Consider the following 17,419-nt stretch of genomic DNA (forward strand, 5'->3'; position numbering starts at 1 on the left):
GAGCATTATCTAGCTTTTTCTACGTTTTTCTTAATGAATCGACGATTATTGCAATTTGACAACACACTGTTTTCCATTTTGTCGAAAAATCTCTTTTTCCTTATTTTATAACATGATGGAAGAGAAAGAAAGGGTAGAAAAAAACTGCCGGAAGATTCGCGGCAGTTTTTCATCAGCTTGCTTTTTTGTTTTTTTGATAAAGGTCAATTCCTGCTTCTGACAGCATCCATTCAATGTGTACGCCGTATCCGCTTGTCGGGTCATTGACGAACACGTGAGTGACCGCTCCAATGACTTTGCCATTTTGGATGATCGGACTACCGCTCATTCCTTGAACGATCCCGCCCGTTTTGCTTAATAAGCGTTCATCTGTTACTTTAAGCACCATTCCTTTTGTTGCCGGGAATTTTTGTGGTGTTGTGCTGACGATTTTAATATCAAATTTCTCTACTTTATCATGGTCCACGACCGTTAATATTTCGGCTGGACCTTCTTTTACTTCACTTGATAATGCGACTGGAAGTGGTTTGTCTGCTACATGATTTTCAAGTTTTTCGGTTAACGTACCAAATATACCGAATGGACTGTTACGTGAAATATCACCTATCGTTTTTCTTTCGGAAGAAAACCTGGCCAATTTTTCTCCAGGGTTGCCTCCTGTCCCTTTTTCAATGGATGTGACGGTTGATCTGACAATTTCACCATTGTCGACTACGATTGGTTTTTTTGTATCCATGTCAGAAATCACATGCCCAAGGGCGCCATATTTTTTAGAAGATGGTTCAAAGAAGGTCATCGTCCCGATTCCTGCTGCGGAATCACGAATATAAAGACCGATTCGATAAGTACCTTCACTTGCATCTTTCGCGGGTGTTAATGTCGTTTGAAAGGTTTTATGGTCTCTTTTTATGAGTAAATGAAGGGTTTCCCCCGTTTTTCCGGCTTTCTGAATAAATGGGGTGAGGTCATTCATCTTCTCCATTTTCTGACCATTGATCTCAATGATCATATCCCCTGATTGAATGCCTGCAGCTTCACCTGGTGATTTTTTGCCGTCTGCTGTTGTGATTTGATGAAAACCGACAACGAGAACTCCGACAGAATGGAGTTTGACGCCAATGGATTGTCCTCCAGGAATGACTTTTAATTCGGGAAGAACATCGACTTTTGTTTTCTTAATAGGAAATCCTTTAAAATCATAAACAATTTCGGCTTTTCCCGCCTTTTGTCCCGTTACTTCAAGTTGATTCTTTTTCTCTGAAAGACTAAAGGCTGGTGAAGAAGCATTGGCTGACGCTTCAATTGATGTATCAATCGAATGCTTCTCGTGTTCAAATACTGCGACAGTTGTTGGAATGCTGATATATTCCTTCACTATGCTCATAAACCCTGTACTTATTAAAGAAACAAGGAGAATCACACCAATGGCTTTTCTCATCTTTTCGGGCATTCATTTTTCACTCTCCTCGCTCCTTACCCACACCAGAACATTAATGTTTTGGCTACATCTTTACTTTTGCCTTCTTAGCGAGGATTTATAACCGACACCTTTAGAAAATGATTGGATAAATTGATAAAAGAAAAAGACGATTTCATGCGTATATACGGCGAATATGAGACAATATAAAAAAGGCAGCTGTTGTTTCAGCTACCCTGTCGTTTTGACATCATTTGCTTGGTGCAGTAATTCTTTTGCATGCTGTTTTGTGAGCTCAGTGACTTCTACACCAGCAATCATTCGGCCAATTTCACTCACTTTTTCATCATCACTGAGTGGTTTGACGTTCGTCATTGTTCTACCAGCTTTAGCGCGTTTAGAAATAAAAAGATGTGTATCAGCCATTGCTGCGACTTGCGGAAGATGGGTAATACAGAGTACTTGTGAGCCTGCTGCTACTTTATAAATTTTTTCAGCAATGGCTTGTGCGACTCTGCCGCTAACACCCGTATCCACTTCATCAAATATAATGGACGTCACTTCTTGTTTCGCTGAGAAAATACTTTTCACTGCCAGCATGACACGTGAAATTTCTCCTCCAGATGCTACTTTTGACAAAGATTTCATCGGTTCACCCGGATTTGTAGAAATGACAAATTGCGCTTGATCTATGCCATTTTTTCCGAGCTGTACAGGTTTTCCATCTAAAAGCGGGCAGTCCGTACTGCCAAAAGGTGCATATCGAATCGTAAAAGCGGTATCAAAAGAAGACTTCTCCATATATAAATCCTTCAATTCAGCTTGAATATGCTTCGCCAGTTTTTTCGCCCATTTTTTACGGAGCTCTGACACGTTAAGCGCTTCAAGCAATGCATCCCGGCTTATCGCATCAAGTTTGTTTTTAAGTGTCTGCAAATGGCTGTCTCGATTTTGGATTTGGTCTATCTCCTCTTCAATCTTAGCTGCATATTCTAAAATTTCCTCAACGGTTGTGCCGTACTTTCGCTTCAGCTGCTTCATCTCATTTAGCCTAGACTCAATAAAATCAAGACGGGCTGGGTCAAATTCTAATTGATCAAGCATGCTACGCATTTGAAAAGTAGAATCTTCTAATAAATAATAGGAGTTTGACACTTGCTCAGAGAGCTTTTTCAGATCGTCGTTGATCTCAGAAACTTGCTCAAGCTCACTTGAAGCCATCCCAACCCAATCAAGTCCTCCCTGCTCATTACGCAGAGCATTATATGCGTTTTGAAGCGAGGAAAAGATTTTTTCAAAATTGCTGATTTGATGACGTTCCTCTTGAAGCTTCTCATCTTCCCCAGGCTCTAATTGTGCCGCTTCAATCTCTTCCAGCTGAAATTGCAATAAGTCTAACCGGTGAACCATTTCCTGTTCATTTTCAGACAGCTGTTTGAGTTTTTGCGCCGTCTTCATATATTGATCATACGCTTCTTGATACTGTGAGAGAGCAGGTGCAATTTCTTCTGCTCCAAATTGATCAAGCAAATGTAAATGATTTTCATCTTCCATTAACAGCTGATTATCGTGCTGTCCATGTATATCAAGCAAAAGACGGCCAACTTCTCTTAAAAGCGAGATGGTGACAAGCTTCCCATTAATGCGGCAAATGCTTTTCCCGCTTTGATTGATATCACGGCGAAGAATCATCATTTCATCAGATGCATCAATTCCTTGCTCCTCGCAAAGGGCAAATACAGGATGATCTGCTGGTACAAGAAAAAGACCTTCCAGCTCTGCTTTTTTTTCGCCATAACGGACAAATTCGGATGATCCTCTTCCCCCTACAAGAAGTGAGACAGCGTCAATCATGATTGATTTTCCGGCACCTGTTTCCCCTGTTAGAACTGTGAGTCCTTTTTCAAACGAAACCGTTAACTCCTCAATGATTGCAAAGTTTTTAATGGTTAGTTCTGCTAACACTCATTTGACACCTCTTTTTGTAAACCTGATCTCTTTATAGAAGTTCTAAAATTTTAGACGAAACGGTATCCGTATCATCTGGCGTGCGGCAAATGATTAAGATGGTATCATCCCCACAAATGGTTCCCATAATTTCTTCCCAATCTAAATTATCCATTAAAGCACCGATGGCTTGAGCGTTCCCAGGCATTGTTTTTAGAACGATTAAATGACTGGCAGCATCCATTTTAATAAATGCGTCCATTAAGGAACGCTTTAATTTTGATAGCGGGTTAAACCGCTGATCTGCAGGAAGGCTGTATTTATATGTTCCATTATTTGTTGGCACTTTGACTAAATGCAGTTCTTTGATATCTCTTGATACGGTCGCCTGTGTGATGTTATATCCATCCGCTTTCAAAATATCGACTAATTCGTCTTGTGTTTCGATTTCTTGGCTTGCGATAATTTCTCTAATCTTAATATGTCTTTGACCTTTGTTCATTTTGACCCCCCTAGGCGTTAGAATCTCAGTTTGTCTTTACGTTCTATGTTATATGATGCACACTTCAAAAAACAAGCATTACGTGAGAAACGGTTAATTCTGATCTTTTGACCATGTAAAAAGGAATAATAGCGAGCGATTATTCCGTTCAGCATGTAGACAAACCCTCGCATTCTTTGTCAGTCCTGCGCTCTGGTGCTCACGAATGCCAAATTCGCTCCGCGCCAGTGCTCGTCCTTCCTAGACTGCAAAGGTTTTCTATCACGCTGAAAAGAAGACAAAGGGCTAAAATCAAGTTCATTTTAGCCCTTTGTAAACAATCTAAAAGGAATAATAGCGAGCTATTATTCCTTTTGTTTCAATAATTCATGTGTCAGCCGGCTCAGGACTGTTTTTCTTTTCTTTCAATACGGCATGGGCTTCTTTGACGACTATTTCAAGTTCAGATACTGGAAGTGCCGTATTCTCTTCTTGATCGGGATGCAGGACCAAGTGGAGGAGAAATTCGATATTTCCATCTCCGCCTGTAATGGGTGAAAACGAAACATCCTTTACATCATAGCCTTCTTTTGCAGCAAATTGATTCATTTCTTCTAGCACACCAAGGTGTACAGAAGGTTCTCGCACAATGCCTTTTTTTCCAACAAGCTCTCTGCCCGCTTCAAACTGCGGCTTTACTAGCGCAATACAGTCGCCGCCTGGGATAAGAATATGCTTTAATGCAGGAAGAATGAGTTTGAGCGAGATAAATGATACATCAATAGATGCAACCTCTGGTAATCCTTCGGTGAAATCTGCCGGAACAGAATGGCGGAAGTTGGTGCGTTCCATGACGATCACCCGATCATCCTGTCGTAATTTCCACGCAAGCTGATTGTAGCCAACATCCACAGCATAGGATTTGACTGCTCCATTTTGGAGTGCGCAATCTGTAAATCCCCCTGTTGATGAGCCGATATCAATTAAAAGCTTTCCTTCAACGGTTAAATCAAATTCTTGAAGTGCCTTTTCGAGCTTTAGCCCACCTCGGCTGACATATTTCAGCGGATTCCCCTTCACAGTCAGCGGGGTATCACGAGCGATTTTTTCTCCTGGCTTATCCAAACGGTTTTCATTTGAATAAACGATCCCTGCCATAATGGCGCGTTTTGCTTTCTCTCTCGTTTCCATTAGTCCTTGTTCGACTAATAAAACGTCAAGTCGTTCTTTCTTTGATGTCATGATCCAATTCCTTTTCTTGGTGCTGCGGGAAGCAGGTCACGTAACGTTTCAGCAACCTGCGTTTTCGTCAGTCCAATTTCCTCAAGTAGCGCATCGACACTTCCATGCTCAATAAATTCATCTGGAATGCCCATACGTTCTACTTTTATATGAGACGCTTTTTTGTCGTGAATATATTCTAATACGCTGCTGCCAAATCCACCTTGAAGCACCGCTTCTTCTATTGTTAAAATTGGCAAACCTTCAGACAGTATCTCATTTAACATGCCTTCATCAAGAGGCTTAATGAAACGTGCATTGACAACACGGATTGATTTACCTTCTTTTTGCAGTTCTTCTGCTGCCTGCAGCGCCATTTTAATGGTTGTACCGAATGTTAAAATGACAGCATCTTTCCCGGGACGAAGAACTTCCCAAGAACCAATTGGGATGGTTTTCAGCTGTTCATCCATTTTGACGCCTAGTCCATTTCCACGCGGGAAGCGCATGGCGATTGGACCATCATCATATTGAATGGCTGTGTTGACCATATGCTGTCCTTCATTTTCATCCTTTGGCATCATGAGAACCATATTCGGCATATGACGCATGAAAGCAATGTCAAACACACCTTGATGTGTTTCTCCATCTGCACCGACAAGACCTGCACGGTCAATTCCAATGAACACATTGAGATTTTGACGGCAAATATCATGCAACACTTGGTCATAGGCTCTTTGGAGGAATGTTGAATAAATCGCTAAAAATGGCTTCATGTCCTGTGTAGCAAGTCCAGCTGCCATTGTTGCAGCGTGCTGCTCTGCAATTCCAACATCAAACATTCGCTCTGGGAATTCTTTTGCAAACCCTTCAAGCTTTGAGCCAACAGGCATTGCAGGTGTAATCGCGACAATCCGCTCATCTTCCCGTGCCAGCTTTCTGACGGTTTCACTGACGAGACCACTCCATGACGGTGCGGCTGCTGTCGGTTTTACAAAGTCACCTGTGTCGATTTTGTATGGTCCTGTTCCGTGCCATGTGCCGATCTTATCAGATTCGGCCGGCTTATAGCCTTTTCCTTTTTTCGTGATGACATGAAGGAGAACCGGGCCTTTTGTTTTCTTTGCGTACTCAAGATTCTCAAACAAATCTTCATAGGAATGTCCATCTACTGGTCCTAAGTAAGTAAAGCCCATTTCCTCAAAGAACATACCAGAGACAAGCAAATATTTCAGACTGTCCTTGATACGTTCTGCTGTTGCAGCAAGCTTCCCGCCTACTGCTGGGATACGCTTGAATAAGTATTCAAGCTCATCCTTTACCCATTGGTATTTACCAGCTGTACGTAGTCTGCCAAGCATTGTATGGATCGCACCAACGTTTGGCGCAATACTCATTTCATTGTCGTTTAAGATCACAATCATGTCTTTTTTTTCATCCCCGATATGGTTCAGTGCTTCTAACGCCATACCGCCGGTTAGTGCACCATCGCCGATAATCGGGAGAATGTATTCATCTGTTCCTTTAATGTCACGCGCTGCCGCCATTCCCATTGCACCAGATAATGAGGTTGAACTGTGTCCAGTCTCCCAAACATCATGTTCACTTTCATTTCGTTTAGGGAACCCGCAGAGCCCTTTATACTGACGAAGTGTATCAAACTCGGCGCCTCTTCCAGTTAACAGCTTGTGAACGTAAGACTGATGTCCAACATCCCAAAGAAATTTGTCTTTCGGGCTGTCAAATACTTTGTGAAGTGCAACAGTAAGTTCAACGACACCAAGGTTTGGACCAATGTGCCCACCAGAGTTCGCTAACGACTCAATTAAAAACGTGCGAATGTCCGCACTCAGCTCCTCTAATTCTGCATTTGACATTCCTTTTAGAAACGTTGGATTTTTTATTGATAAAAGATCCAATCAGGATCAACTCGCTTTCAACAAAATTTCTATCTACATATATAATGCCTTATTCCTATGAAAACCAATTCAGGAATAAGAGTTGTCTCATCATGATAAACTGTTTACAGTTTACCACAATTGCTCGAGGACCCTCAAATCTAGGCTGTTTTTAGTGATCTCGTGAGGCAATCAGATCGCATAAATCATGCAGCAATATTTGCTCCAACTCAAGATTTGAGACAATTTCTTTCGCACGAGTGATATGTTCATCCAGCTTTTCTTTTGCTCCTGAAAGCGTTAATAAAGAAGGATATGTCGACTTTTCATTTGCTGTATCGGAGCCGATCCGCTTTCCTATTTTCTCTTCGCTGCCTTCAAGATCTAAAATATCATCACGGATTTGAAAAGCAATGCCAATATGATAGCTGAATTCTCTCAGCTTTTCGATCTCATCATCAGATGCACCTGCCAGTATCGCACCAGCAACCACACTAAAGGTGAGTAGCTTTCCTGTTTTGCGGGCATGAATCGATTCTAATTCAGAAAGAGGGATTTGTTTCTGTTCTGCTTCCATATCATCAAATTGCCCGCCAACCATTCCGAGTGCACCTGCTGATGTAACAAGTTCATCGATGATTCTAAGCTTTTGATCAGCAGGTACATCGTCAGATAATTGCGATGTAATCAGACGGAAGCTTTCAGTGAGCAGCGCATCACCTGCAAGAACAGCTGTTGCCTCGCCGTATACTTTATGGTTGGTCGGCTTTCCTCGGCGCAGATCATCATCGTCCATACAAGGAAGATCATCATGTATCAACGAATACGTATGAATCATTTCCACTGCACAGCCTACTGGTATACCGTCTTCTTCCCTTTTTCCATACGCATTTAAAAGAGCAAGAACAAGCACAGGACGCAGTCTTTTTCCGCCAGCTTTCAGAGAATAAAGCATAGAAGATTTCAGCTCTTCTGGAATAGACAATTCCTGCACATATGTAAATAAATAATCTTCAATTGCTTGTTTTCGTGTTGTTAAAAATTCGTTTAAGTTACTTGTCACCAGCATCTGCCTCCTTCACAGAAAAAGGAGCCAGTTCACCGTCCTCTTTCAAAATGAAATCCATTTGCTTTTCAACATGCTGTAATTTTTCATGGCAAAGTTTTGAGAGTGTCATACCCTCTTGGAAATAGTGGATGGCTTGTTCAAGCGGTACATCGCCTTCTTCGAGCTTTCCCACAATCTCTTCAAGTCCTTTCATGGCCTCTTCAAATGTCATTTGTTCTTCTTTTTGTTTATTTGATTCTGTCATGATGATTGCCCTCCTTCTCAATAACCTCACAAATCAGACGTCCATCCTTCATTGTAATCGTCAGTTGATCCTTCGTTTCTACTTGATTCACACTTTTAATGAGCTCATCTTCTTTATAGGCTAAACTATAGCCTCTTTCCATGACTTGAAGCGGATTTAATGCATTTAGTTTACCAAGAACCGATTGGAACTGCGAATGAATTGTTTTCATTTGCACATTCATGCTCCGAACGAGCTGTTCTGTTTCATTGGCGTGACGTTTTTTCGCCTGAAGCAGCTGCTCTTTTGGATGAAGCGGCTTCAGTCTATATGTTTGGCGGTCAAGTTGACTGCGTTTTTGTTCCATTTGTCTTGTCAGCTGTTTTTGAAAACGATCAAATACCATATCGAATTGCTGCTCTTTTTGCTCTTGTAATCGTTTTGGAAAACGGAAAGCATAGGAGGATTGAAGTGCCACAAGACGGTCTTTTGCTTGTGACGTTCGATTTTTTACCGCTCTTGTTAACCGAATGTCGATTGATTTGATTCGTTCGATTAAGTCGGAAGTGCTTGGAACAGCTAGTTCTGCTGCTCCTGTTGGTGTGGGTGCTCTCATGTCTGCAGTGAAATCACTAATGGTAAAGTCTGTTTCGTGCCCAACCGCAGAAATGATTGGAATGTCTGATGCGAAGATCGCTCTTGCGACTGCTTCTTCATTAAAGGCCCAAAGTTCTTCAATCGATCCTCCGCCTCTCCCGACAATCAAGACATCACAAAGCTGTTTTTCATTGGCTTCTTTAATCCGTTCCACAATCGAACGCGGAGCATTTTCTCCTTGGACTAATGCCGGAAGCACAATGATCTTGGCCTGCTGATAGCGCCGATTGATCGTGGTAATGACATCTCGAACAGCTGCTCCTGTTGGGGATGTAATAACACCAACAACCTCTGGAAATTCAGGAATTGTTTTTTTATAGCGCTCATCAAATAAGCCTTCACTTGCTAGTTTCTTCTTCAGCTCTTCATAGGCAAGATGAAGAGCACCAACACCATCAGGCTGCATTTCTTTTGCATATAATTGATAGCTTCCGCTCGGTTCGTAGACTTGAATTCCGCCTCGTACGAACACTTTCATCCCGCTCTTTGGTGAAAAAGGCAGCTTGGACGCGGAGCGCTGGAACATGACGGCTTGCATACGTGCATTTTCGTCCTTTAAGGTGAAATAAACATGCCCTCTTGAATGAATCTTCACATTTGATAACTCACCTTTGATCCAAATATCTTCTAAATGAGGGTCAACATCAAATTTTCTTTTTATGTATTTTGTAAGGGCTGTGACCGTCACAAAGGCTTTTTCACTCATGACGTATTCCTCCTCTTCAAAAACGCACATTCATCCACCGGCAGCACGCAGGTGGATGAATGGATCAAGCTTATGATAATGTACGTTTTGCTGATTTAACCGTATTGTGTGCAAGCATCGTAATTGTCATTGGACCCACTCCGCCAGGGACTGGTGTGATGTATGAAGCTTTTTCTTTTGCTGCTTCAAAGTCAACGTCCCCTACAAGTTTCCCTGTTTCTAGACGATTGACTCCTACATCAATGACAATAGCGCCTTCTTTAATTTGGTCAGCTTTAATAAAGTTTGCTCGACCGACGGCAACAACTAAAATGTCCGCTTTTAACGTATGTTCTGAAATGTTCGCCGTTCTTGAATGACAGTAGGTGACGGTTGCATTTTCGTTTAATAGCAATTGTCCAACTGGTTTGCCGACGATATTGCTTCGTCCTACAACGACCACTTCTTTGCCAGAGAGATCCACACCTGTTTTGTTCAATAATTCAACAATACCTGCTGGTGTGCAAGGGAGGAATGTGTCTTCTCCAAGTAGCATTTTCCCGATATTTAGCGGATGAAAACCATCTACGTCTTTCTCTGGTGAAATTCGTTCAATGACGGCTTTTTCAGAAATATGTTTTGGCAGTGGAAGCTGAACAAGAATTCCGTGGAATTGATCATTTGCATTGTACTGATCAATCATCTTTAGCAATTCCTCTTCTGTTAAAGAAGCATCTAAATGATCAAGCTGGAAATGCATGCCCATGGCTTCTGCTGCTTTTTTCTTCCCGCGTACGTAAGAAAGTGAAGCCGGATCATCACCGATTAGAATAACGGCAAGACCAGGTGTGACTCCTTTTTGTTTTAGCTCTTCTACTTCTTTTGCTAATTGTTCACGCTTTTCTTTTGCTGTTTCTTTCCCATCGATGATTGTTGCTGTCATGTCGAATCCTCCTATTACTGCTTTAGGTCGTTTTTAATGTTTGAAAGTACACCATTTACAAATTTCGGCGCCTTATCGTCACCGAACAATTTAGCAAGTTCAATGGCTTCATTCATTGAAACACTCACCGGGATATCTTCTTGATATACCATTTCGTACACAGACAGCCTTAAAATGGCTCTGTCTACGTTCGCAATACGATCAAGTTTCCAATTCACAAGATGCTGTGAAATCATGTCATCGAGTTTGTCCTTTTGTTCGAGCACACCGAAAACCAGTTCCTCGAAAAAAGGATCTGATTCTTGTTCATCCAGCGCATGTGTAATGGCCTCTTTCGGATCAATATTGCTGACATCAATTTGAAATAATGTTTGTAGCGCCTTTTCTCTTGCAGTTCTTCTTTTCATTATTTACTCCTTTAACCACTTTATCCGCTTGTCGTTAAGCCATACAGAGATCATAACATATTTTGACCGCAGTCGCACCAAGATCCATGCGAGCTGTGACGAAAAACGAATCACTCCATGCGTGACGTAATCATCATGTGGAATTTTCCCAAAAATGGGCTTTAAAAAACCAAAGAGGCAATGCCTCCTTGGTTTCACTTCAACCATTTTTACATTTCTTGATCAACTTCAGCTTCAGCTGTTTTTGTATCAAATTGAATGCCGACGACATGAATGTTGATTTCATTAATCGTTAAGGCCGTCATGTTTAAAAGGGTTTGACGGATATTTTCTTGAACAGCAGTGGATACCTTTGGAATGGATAGGCCAAATTCAACCACACAATACACATCAATTGTGATGCCTTCATCAGAGACATCTACTTTCACACCTTTACGGTGATTTTTCTTCCCAAAGCGTTCTGCCACATCAGCAGCGAAGTTGCCGCGCATTTCCGCAATTCCTTCGACCTCTGATGCAGCGATCCCAGCAATGACTTCAATCACTTCTGGCGCAATTTGCACTTTTCCCAATTGATCTTCATCAAGGTTCATTTCAAGCAAATTGTTTTCTGACACGATCATTCACCTCCGAAAGCTGTTATTATTTCATAATTTGATACGTTTCTAAAAACTTCGTATTAAAATTACCGCTCACAAATGTTTCGTGCTCTAGTAATCTGAGGTGGAATGGAATCGTTGTGTAGACTCCTTCAATGACGAATTCTTGAAGCGCACGTTTCATTCTTGCTATTGCTTCTTCTCTCGTTTTACCATATGTGATCACTTTCGCAATCATACTATCGTAATATGGCGGAATCACATAACCAGGATAAGCGGCAGAATCAATACGTACTCCTAAACCGCCTGGCGGAAGGTACATTTTAATTTCACCAGCAGAAGGCATGAAGTTTTTCTCAGGGTTCTCTGCGTTAATACGACATTCAATCGCCCAGCCTTCGTATACGACATCCTCTTGCGTAAGGGAAAGCTTTTCACCTGAAGCTACTTTGATCTGTTCTTTGATCAAATCAACACCAGTGACCATTTCCGTTACAGGATGCTCTACTTGGATACGTGTATTCATTTCCATGAAGTAAAACTTCTCTTCATTATAATCGTAAATGAATTCAACCGTTCCGGCACCTGTGTATTCAACAGCTTCGGCTGCTTTTACGGCAGCTTCACCCATTTGCTCACGAATATCTGCATTTAGTGCAGGTGATGGCGTTTCTTCCAGAAGCTTTTGCATTCTTCTTTGGATAGAACAATCACGTTCACCTAAGTGAATGGTATTCCCATGCTGATCAGCAAGGACTTGAATTTCAACGTGTCTAAAGTCTTCAATGAATTTCTCCAAATAGACACCTGGGTTCCCGAAGTTTTGTGCTGCTTCCTGCTGCGTGATGGTGACACCGTTAATGAGCTCTTCTTCTGTGCGAGCCACACGGATACCTTTACCACCGCCGCCTGCAGTTGCTTTAATAATGACAGGATACCCAATACCAGCTGCTGTTGAAACAGCATCATCAAGATCTTTTACAATTCCTTGAGAACCAGGGACAATTGGAACACCAGCTTGCTTCATTGTTTCTCTTGCCACATCTTTCGTTCCCATTTTGGAAATTGCTGACGCAGTTGGTCCAACAAAGATGACATTACATTCCTCGCAAAGCTCTGCAAAGTCTGCATTTTCAGCAAGGAAACCATATCCTGGATGGATGGCATCTGTACCTGTTAGTTTTGCCACACTGACAATATTTGTTACATTTAAATAACTATCTTTTGAAGCAGTCGGTCCGATGCAATATGCTTCATCAGCCATTTGAACATGCAGCGCATCACGATCCGCTTCAGAAAATACCGCAACTGTTTCAATTCCAAGCTCTTTACAAGCACGGATGATTCTAACTGCGATTTCTCCTCTGTTTGCAATTAATAGCTTTTTAATCATGATCGTACTCCTTACTCTGCTTTCACTAGAAAGAGGGGTTGTCCGAATTCTACAAGCTGACCGTTTTCAGCTAATACTTCGACGATTTCGCCTTTTACTTCTGCTTCGATTTCATTAAACAGTTTCATCGCTTCAACGATACATACAACTGAGTTTTCCTTCACTTTAGAACCTGTTGTCACATATGGATCTGCTTCTGGTGAAGAAGAAGCGTAAAATGTGCCAACCATTGGGGATGTGATTTTATGCAGGTTTTCAGACGCGGCTTTCTCTTGTGCAGGGGCTTCGGTCTGAGCTGGAGCTTGTGCTTTAGGAGCTTGTTGAGCTGGAGCTGCTTGGACAGGAGCCACTGGTGCTTGTGCCGCAACTTGCTGAACGACTTCTTTATTTTTCTTTAACTTGATTTTTGCACCTTCGTTTTCGTACGTAAATTCATCAATTGTTGATTCGTCAATTAATTTAATTAGTTCATGAATCTCTTCAATTTTTAACATGGATTTGCACCCCTATGTATGGATTTATCTTTTTTTATAGGCTAGTACTAAAAGTACATACTATAACCATCTTACAGGAGGATTTCGTTGAATTCAACTATTAATGTGATGAGACACCTCGCACAAGCACCTGAAAAAGGGCGTCAACCCGCATGAAAAAACGCCCTTTTCAGAAAAGGGCGCTTGTGCATTTTTTATTGATTCGATGGCTCAAAAGTGACGGCTACGTTATCAAGCCCTCTCATTTCTTTTGTGACCAAATCAATAATATCTGCTGCTTGGGACTTTGATTTTTTATCAGAACGAACCGTGATGTTCACTTTATCTCCTTCTGCACTGACGAGCGCATCTTTATATCCTTTTGTTTTGATTAATGTCTCCAGCTGACGCTCTGTTCCTTCTGCCTCACTAAGTGCTGTCATTTGATCATAAGCTTCACTTTTCTCTTGCGCTGTTGCATCATCGCTAGACACGATTTCGTTATACTCTTCACGCTGCTTGCTGCGCTTATCTTCCAGTTCAAGTCTGTAGGTTGTGAAAAGTTCATCGTCGGTCTGCTCTGAAACAGCCTTTCCTTCTTCTCCACTTGTTTCAACATCTTCTTGTTTCGCATTGGTTTCTTTGTCAGTTGATTTCTCTTCTGCGTTCTTTTCGGTTCCTTTGTCAGTCCCTTTTTCTGGCTCAGCCTTTTTCTCTTCCATTCCTTTTGATTTTGTATCTTCTACTGTCACAGCATTCTCACCTTGTGGAGACATGATATAGTACACACTTAATACGACAACTAAACTTAGCATCGTTAATAGCCAAACCGTTTGTTTTTTTAACATCATTCCGAATCCTCCTTGATTTTTTTAGGGGCAACAGCCACTCTATGGCTCGGTACATCAAGCACTCGTGTAACCGCTTCAATGATGGTTTTCTTTATTTGAACGTTGTCTACTCCTTGAGCAACAACGAGGACACCTCGAATGTCTGGCTTTTTCGTTTGGACAACAACAGGTGTTTCTTCATTGCCATTTTTAATAATGACAATCTCTTCTTCTTTTGTTTGATCCGTGACACTTCGCACGCCGCCTTCTTTGTCTGTTTCCTCGGTCGTAGTGCTTTTATTGGATTTGTTTTTTTCAAACACTTTTAAAGAAGTTGCGTCTACATTTACCACAATGGATACATCCTCAACACCAATGATCGTTTCTAAAATCTCTTTTAGCTGATTTTCGTATTCTTGTTCAACATCCTCTATCGAGTTGTTTGACTTACCTGAAGAGGATGGTTTGAACACCGCCTGCTCTTCTGAGGATGTTTTTTTAGACGCAGGAACAGCAGCCTCTTGTTTGCTTGATGGCGGTGACAGAATCTGACTGACTAACATGAATGACACGCCGATGATGAAGACAAGCAGTAAGTAATGGTGCTTCGTTAATTTTGGTTTCCCTTCACCTTTTTCAGGTGCTTGGAACATTGATTTCAGTTTTTGTCTCCAGTCTTTGTTATTCATGATCTGCTGCGTCACCTCCCTCAATGTTCAGCGCAATGTGTTCAGGCCGTGTATTCCATACATCTGCAAGCGTCTCTTTCACCCTCGCCATCTCTTTTGCTGACGCCCCGGCGCTTTCCTCCTTTTGCCTGGAGAGATCAATGTCGACCTTTGCCACCGTTTCTACAGCATCACCTGTGAGCGGGACAAGGACTGCTTTGATGCGAAATTGATCTGCCTCCATATTCTGATCAAGGTGCTCCTCATCTGCCAACACTTCTACGTGTTTCATTTCATAGCTCTCCTTCTCCAGTGGCTCCTTTGCGCTTTTTTCTAGTTGGACAGCCATTTGCTTTAAAATATATGCACGCTGTGAAGCTTGTATTTCTTTTTTTTCTAAATTCATCTGATTTTTTATTTCTTCTGATTGCGCTTGGTCCTTCCCTTTCATGATTTCTGAGAAAATTTGGTCAGGATCTGCCCGGAATAACGCAAAGATCGGATTGAGCATCACCACAATTAACAGTAAGCTGACGACCATTTTTGCATACTTCTGCATGCTTGAATTGGGAAGCAAAAGATCAATCACAATCGCAAATAAAATAAATAGAATAATACTTGTGATCCATTCTGTGAGAAAACTCAAATGGTGTCCCCTCCTTACTTCATCATCATGGTGAGGTTGCCAGCTGTGATGATAACGGTAATGCTTAAAAAGAACATAAGCGATACAACAGCTAATGCAGCAAATATATAAAGAACACTTTTTGAAATGACATCAAGGCAGCTAATAATCGGCCCGCCCCCTAAAGGCTGAAGAATCGCAGCGGCCAATTTATAAATCAGAGCGAGCGACAGCACTTTAATCGCTGGGAAAGCCGCAATTGAAATCAAAATGGCGACGCCTACAAGGCCAACCGTATTTTTCAGCAGCACAGAGGCGCTGATAACGGTATCTGTCGCATCAGTAAACATTCTGCCAAGGACAGGGATGAAATTTCCGGTAATAAACTTGGCTGTGCGAAGAGCGATGCCATCCGTGATAGCAGCAGATGCCCCCTGTACAGAAATGACGCCGAGGAATACAGTTAAAAAAACAGCGAGCCCGCCAATGGCGACATTTCTTAACAGCTGGGCAAGCTGGGTCACTTTGTATTGTTCGGTCAGCGTACTGACAATGCTCAATATCGCTGATAAAAAAATAAGCGGAAGAACGACATATTGAATAAAAACACCGCTCGTGTTCATTAAAAACAAAATCACAGGATGAAAGAATCCGGCTGAGACAAGCCCGCCTGATGAGGCAATAAGTGCTAATAAAAGAGGAATAAGAGCAAGAATAAAACTAGTCATCGTTTGAATGGCTTCTGTTGCATAAGAGATCGCAACATGAAAACTGTTTAATGCAATAATGATAAGCACCATATAAACAAGAGCGTATGCAACTTTACTAACAGTGCTTTGCTCAAACGCATTTTGCAAAAGCTGCAAAAGCGAACAAAAGATGGTGAGTAATATAAGTGTACCTAAGAGCTTTCCATTGGCAATCAGCTCATGAAACAGATAATGAACAAAAGCCTTCAGCCACGTTTGGGGAGACAGCTCTTTATCGCCATCGATCATTTCCTTCACTGTACCTTTTTGGCTTTCAGGCAGAAAGCCGCCATACTCGTCCAATATCGTTTCCCAAAAGTCACTGATAGAATGAAGCTCTAAGGCATCAGCCTGTCCACCCGCAACTTCTTCTGCGACCGGTTCTTCACTTGATAAAGGCACACTTTCTTCTGCACCTGCATACGGAACAATCATCCAAAAGAACATCATAAACCCTAGCACAGCTGTCACCCGTTTCATCATCATCACCTCTTTTCCATCAAGTCATGGACGGGATCATACCTAGGATCGTCTCAATGATGACCGTTAAAATCGGTACCGCCATGACCAAAATAAGAATTTTGCCGCCAAGCTCTATTTTTGAAGCGATGGCGCCTTGTCCCGCATCCTTTGTGAGCTGGGCACCAAATTCTGCAATATAGGCAATGCCAATGATTTTCAAAATGGTTTCAACGTATTTCATATTGACGCCTGCACTTGCTGCAATTTTTTCAATCATGGAGATAATGGCATAGATTTGATCGATTAAATAAAGGAAAATGACACACCCAGTAAACACAACAAGCATAAAGGCGAAGGTTGGCTTTTGTTCTTTGACGATTAATGCTAGAAAAGTAGCGATTAAACCAAGTCCAACAATTTGAATAATTTCGATTTGTAAGCCCTCCCCTATCCTTGAAATAGAAATACGGCTTTAATCTTCTTAAACAAATCATCCACAATGGTAGCAACCATAAATAAAATGTAGATAAATCCAAGCAGTGTCACCCACTGTGCGTACTCTTTTTTCCCCATTTGATCTAAAATCGTATGGAGAAAAGCCACGACGATACCCACTCCCGCAATTTGGAAAATGACGTTTACATCAACGCCCATGCTCTCGACTCCCTTCCT

At 41.7% G+C, this 17,419-nt stretch carries 19 protein-coding genes; all 19 read right to left on the reverse strand.

What is annotated here, in order from left to right; translation table 11 throughout:
• Positions 1 to 172 precede the first annotated feature (172 nt).
• On the reverse strand, positions 173 to 1,450 hold the full coding sequence (gene spoIVB, locus NST01_RS11105) for a SpoIVB peptidase (protein WP_008342225.1): 1,278 nt from the start codon (positions 1,448 to 1,450) through the stop codon (positions 173 to 175).
• 198 nt (positions 1,451 to 1,648) lie between these two features.
• Positions 1,649 to 3,382, reverse strand: a complete 1,734-nt coding sequence (gene recN / locus NST01_RS11110; RefSeq protein WP_008342224.1) for a DNA repair protein RecN — start codon at positions 3,380 to 3,382, stop codon at positions 1,649 to 1,651.
• Positions 3,383 to 3,416: 34 nt separating this feature from the next.
• Complete coding sequence (ahrC, locus tag NST01_RS11115; RefSeq protein ID WP_007501163.1) at positions 3,417 to 3,866, reverse strand: transcriptional regulator AhrC/ArgR; 450 nt, start codon at positions 3,864 to 3,866, stop codon at positions 3,417 to 3,419.
• 366 nt (positions 3,867 to 4,232) lie between these two features.
• Positions 4,233 to 5,087, reverse strand: coding sequence for a TlyA family RNA methyltransferase (locus NST01_RS11120; protein WP_249476727.1), 855 nt, complete (start codon positions 5,085 to 5,087; stop codon positions 4,233 to 4,235).
• Positions 5,084 to 6,985: a 1-deoxy-D-xylulose-5-phosphate synthase gene (dxs, locus tag NST01_RS11125; RefSeq protein ID WP_007501165.1), complete on the reverse strand. Its 1,902-nt coding sequence runs from the start codon at positions 6,983 to 6,985 to the stop codon at positions 5,084 to 5,086. Before dxs ends, NST01_RS11120 begins: the two co-directional genes overlap by 4 nt.
• A gap of 151 nt (positions 6,986 to 7,136) precedes the next feature.
• The gene (locus NST01_RS11130) at positions 7,137 to 8,033 is read right to left on the reverse strand and encodes a polyprenyl synthetase family protein (protein WP_393919932.1); all 897 of its coding nucleotides are present in this window, start codon (positions 8,031 to 8,033) and stop codon (positions 7,137 to 7,139) included.
• A complete protein-coding gene (locus NST01_RS11135; RefSeq protein ID WP_003215880.1) occupies positions 8,017 to 8,277 on the reverse strand; it encodes an exodeoxyribonuclease VII small subunit in 261 nt (86 codons plus the stop codon). The genes NST01_RS11130 and NST01_RS11135 overlap by 17 nt, the downstream gene beginning before the upstream one ends.
• A complete protein-coding gene (gene xseA / locus NST01_RS11140; protein WP_046343949.1) occupies positions 8,261 to 9,619 on the reverse strand; it encodes an exodeoxyribonuclease VII large subunit in 1,359 nt (452 codons plus the stop codon). The genes NST01_RS11135 and xseA overlap by 17 nt, the downstream gene beginning before the upstream one ends.
• Positions 9,620 to 9,689: 70 nt before the next feature.
• Positions 9,690 to 10,541 (reverse strand): bifunctional methylenetetrahydrofolate dehydrogenase/methenyltetrahydrofolate cyclohydrolase FolD, encoded by an 852-nt coding sequence (gene folD, locus NST01_RS11145; RefSeq protein WP_007501171.1) that lies wholly within the window; start codon positions 10,539 to 10,541, stop codon positions 9,690 to 9,692.
• Between the two features lie 14 nt (positions 10,542 to 10,555).
• Complete coding sequence (gene nusB / locus NST01_RS11150) at positions 10,556 to 10,948, reverse strand: transcription antitermination factor NusB (protein ID WP_008342218.1); 393 nt, start codon at positions 10,946 to 10,948, stop codon at positions 10,556 to 10,558.
• Positions 10,949 to 11,157: 209 nt separating this feature from the next.
• Entirely contained in the window at positions 11,158 to 11,565 is a 408-nt protein-coding gene (locus tag NST01_RS11155; RefSeq protein ID WP_017357965.1) for an Asp23/Gls24 family envelope stress response protein, read from the reverse strand.
• Positions 11,566 to 11,590: 25 nt separating this feature from the next.
• Positions 11,591 to 12,940, reverse strand: coding sequence for an acetyl-CoA carboxylase biotin carboxylase subunit (gene accC, locus NST01_RS11160; protein ID WP_008342217.1), 1,350 nt, complete (start codon positions 12,938 to 12,940; stop codon positions 11,591 to 11,593).
• Positions 12,941 to 12,951: 11 nt separating this feature from the next.
• Positions 12,952 to 13,434 carry an acetyl-CoA carboxylase biotin carboxyl carrier protein gene (gene accB, locus NST01_RS11165; RefSeq protein ID WP_008342216.1) on the reverse strand — a complete coding sequence of 161 codons (483 nt, stop codon included), beginning with the start codon at positions 13,432 to 13,434 and terminating at the stop codon, positions 12,952 to 12,954.
• A 194-nt stretch (positions 13,435 to 13,628) separates the two neighbouring features.
• Positions 13,629 to 14,261, reverse strand: coding sequence for a SpoIIIAH-like family protein (locus tag NST01_RS11170; RefSeq protein ID WP_024718861.1), 633 nt, complete (start codon positions 14,259 to 14,261; stop codon positions 13,629 to 13,631).
• Positions 14,261 to 14,896, reverse strand: a complete 636-nt coding sequence (gene spoIIIAG / locus NST01_RS11175; protein ID WP_370539206.1) for a stage III sporulation protein AG — start codon at positions 14,894 to 14,896, stop codon at positions 14,261 to 14,263. The genes NST01_RS11170 and spoIIIAG overlap by 1 nt, the downstream gene beginning before the upstream one ends.
• Before the next feature lie 28 nt (positions 14,897 to 14,924).
• Positions 14,925 to 15,557 (reverse strand): stage III sporulation protein AF, encoded by a 633-nt coding sequence (gene spoIIIAF / locus NST01_RS11180; RefSeq protein ID WP_007501185.1) that lies wholly within the window; start codon positions 15,555 to 15,557, stop codon positions 14,925 to 14,927.
• A gap of 14 nt (positions 15,558 to 15,571) precedes the next feature.
• Positions 15,572 to 16,765 carry a stage III sporulation protein AE gene (spoIIIAE, locus tag NST01_RS11185; RefSeq protein ID WP_017357967.1) on the reverse strand — a complete coding sequence of 398 codons (1,194 nt, stop codon included), beginning with the start codon at positions 16,763 to 16,765 and terminating at the stop codon, positions 15,572 to 15,574.
• A gap of 19 nt (positions 16,766 to 16,784) precedes the next feature.
• Positions 16,785 to 17,198: a stage III sporulation protein AD gene (spoIIIAD, locus tag NST01_RS11190; protein ID WP_087978339.1), complete on the reverse strand. Its 414-nt coding sequence runs from the start codon at positions 17,196 to 17,198 to the stop codon at positions 16,785 to 16,787.
• Positions 17,195 to 17,401: a stage III sporulation protein AC gene (spoIIIAC, locus tag NST01_RS11195; RefSeq protein WP_003153142.1), complete on the reverse strand. Its 207-nt coding sequence runs from the start codon at positions 17,399 to 17,401 to the stop codon at positions 17,195 to 17,197. Before spoIIIAC ends, spoIIIAD begins: the two co-directional genes overlap by 4 nt.
• Between the last annotated feature and the right edge of the window lie 18 nt (positions 17,402 to 17,419).

It is taken from the genome of Bacillus sp. FSL R7-0166 (assembly GCF_038008935.1).
Taxonomy (GTDB): domain Bacteria; phylum Bacillota; class Bacilli; order Bacillales; family Bacillaceae; genus Bacillus; species Bacillus altitudinis.

Excerpts from the sequence above, each read along its gene's own strand:
- spoIVB (WP_008342225.1), bottom strand. The coding sequence starts at position 1,450 with ATGCCCGAAAAGATGAGAAAAGCCATTGGTGTGATTCTCCTTGTTTCT.
- ahrC (WP_007501163.1), bottom strand. The coding sequence starts at position 3,866 with ATGAACAAAGGTCAAAGACATATTAAGATTAGAGAAATTATCGCAAGC.
- NST01_RS11120 (WP_249476727.1), bottom strand. The coding sequence starts at position 5,087 with ATGACATCAAAGAAAGAACGACTTGACGTTTTATTAGTCGAACAAGGA.
- NST01_RS11130 (WP_393919932.1), bottom strand. The coding sequence starts at position 8,033 with ATGCTGGTGACAAGTAACTTAAACGAATTTTTAACAACACGAAAACAA.
- NST01_RS11135 (WP_003215880.1), bottom strand. The coding sequence starts at position 8,277 with ATGACAGAATCAAATAAACAAAAAGAAGAACAAATGACATTTGAAGAG.
- xseA (WP_046343949.1), bottom strand. The coding sequence starts at position 9,619 with ATGAGTGAAAAAGCCTTTGTGACGGTCACAGCCCTTACAAAATACATA.
- folD (WP_007501171.1), bottom strand. The coding sequence starts at position 10,541 with ATGACAGCAACAATCATCGATGGGAAAGAAACAGCAAAAGAAAAGCGT.
- nusB (WP_008342218.1), bottom strand. The coding sequence starts at position 10,948 with ATGAAAAGAAGAACTGCAAGAGAAAAGGCGCTACAAACATTATTTCAA.
- accC (WP_008342217.1), bottom strand. The coding sequence starts at position 12,940 with ATGATTAAAAAGCTATTAATTGCAAACAGAGGAGAAATCGCAGTTAGA.
- accB (WP_008342216.1), bottom strand. The coding sequence starts at position 13,434 with ATGTTAAAAATTGAAGAGATTCATGAACTAATTAAATTAATTGACGAA.
- NST01_RS11170 (WP_024718861.1), bottom strand. The coding sequence starts at position 14,261 with ATGTTAAAAAAACAAACGGTTTGGCTATTAACGATGCTAAGTTTAGTT.
- spoIIIAG (WP_370539206.1), bottom strand. The coding sequence starts at position 14,896 with ATGTTCCAAGCACCTGAAAAAGGTGAAGGGAAACCAAAATTAACGAAG.
- spoIIIAE (WP_017357967.1), bottom strand. The coding sequence starts at position 16,765 with ATGAAACGGGTGACAGCTGTGCTAGGGTTTATGATGTTCTTTTGGATG.
- spoIIIAC (WP_003153142.1), bottom strand. The coding sequence starts at position 17,401 with ATGGGCGTTGATGTAAACGTCATTTTCCAAATTGCGGGAGTGGGTATC.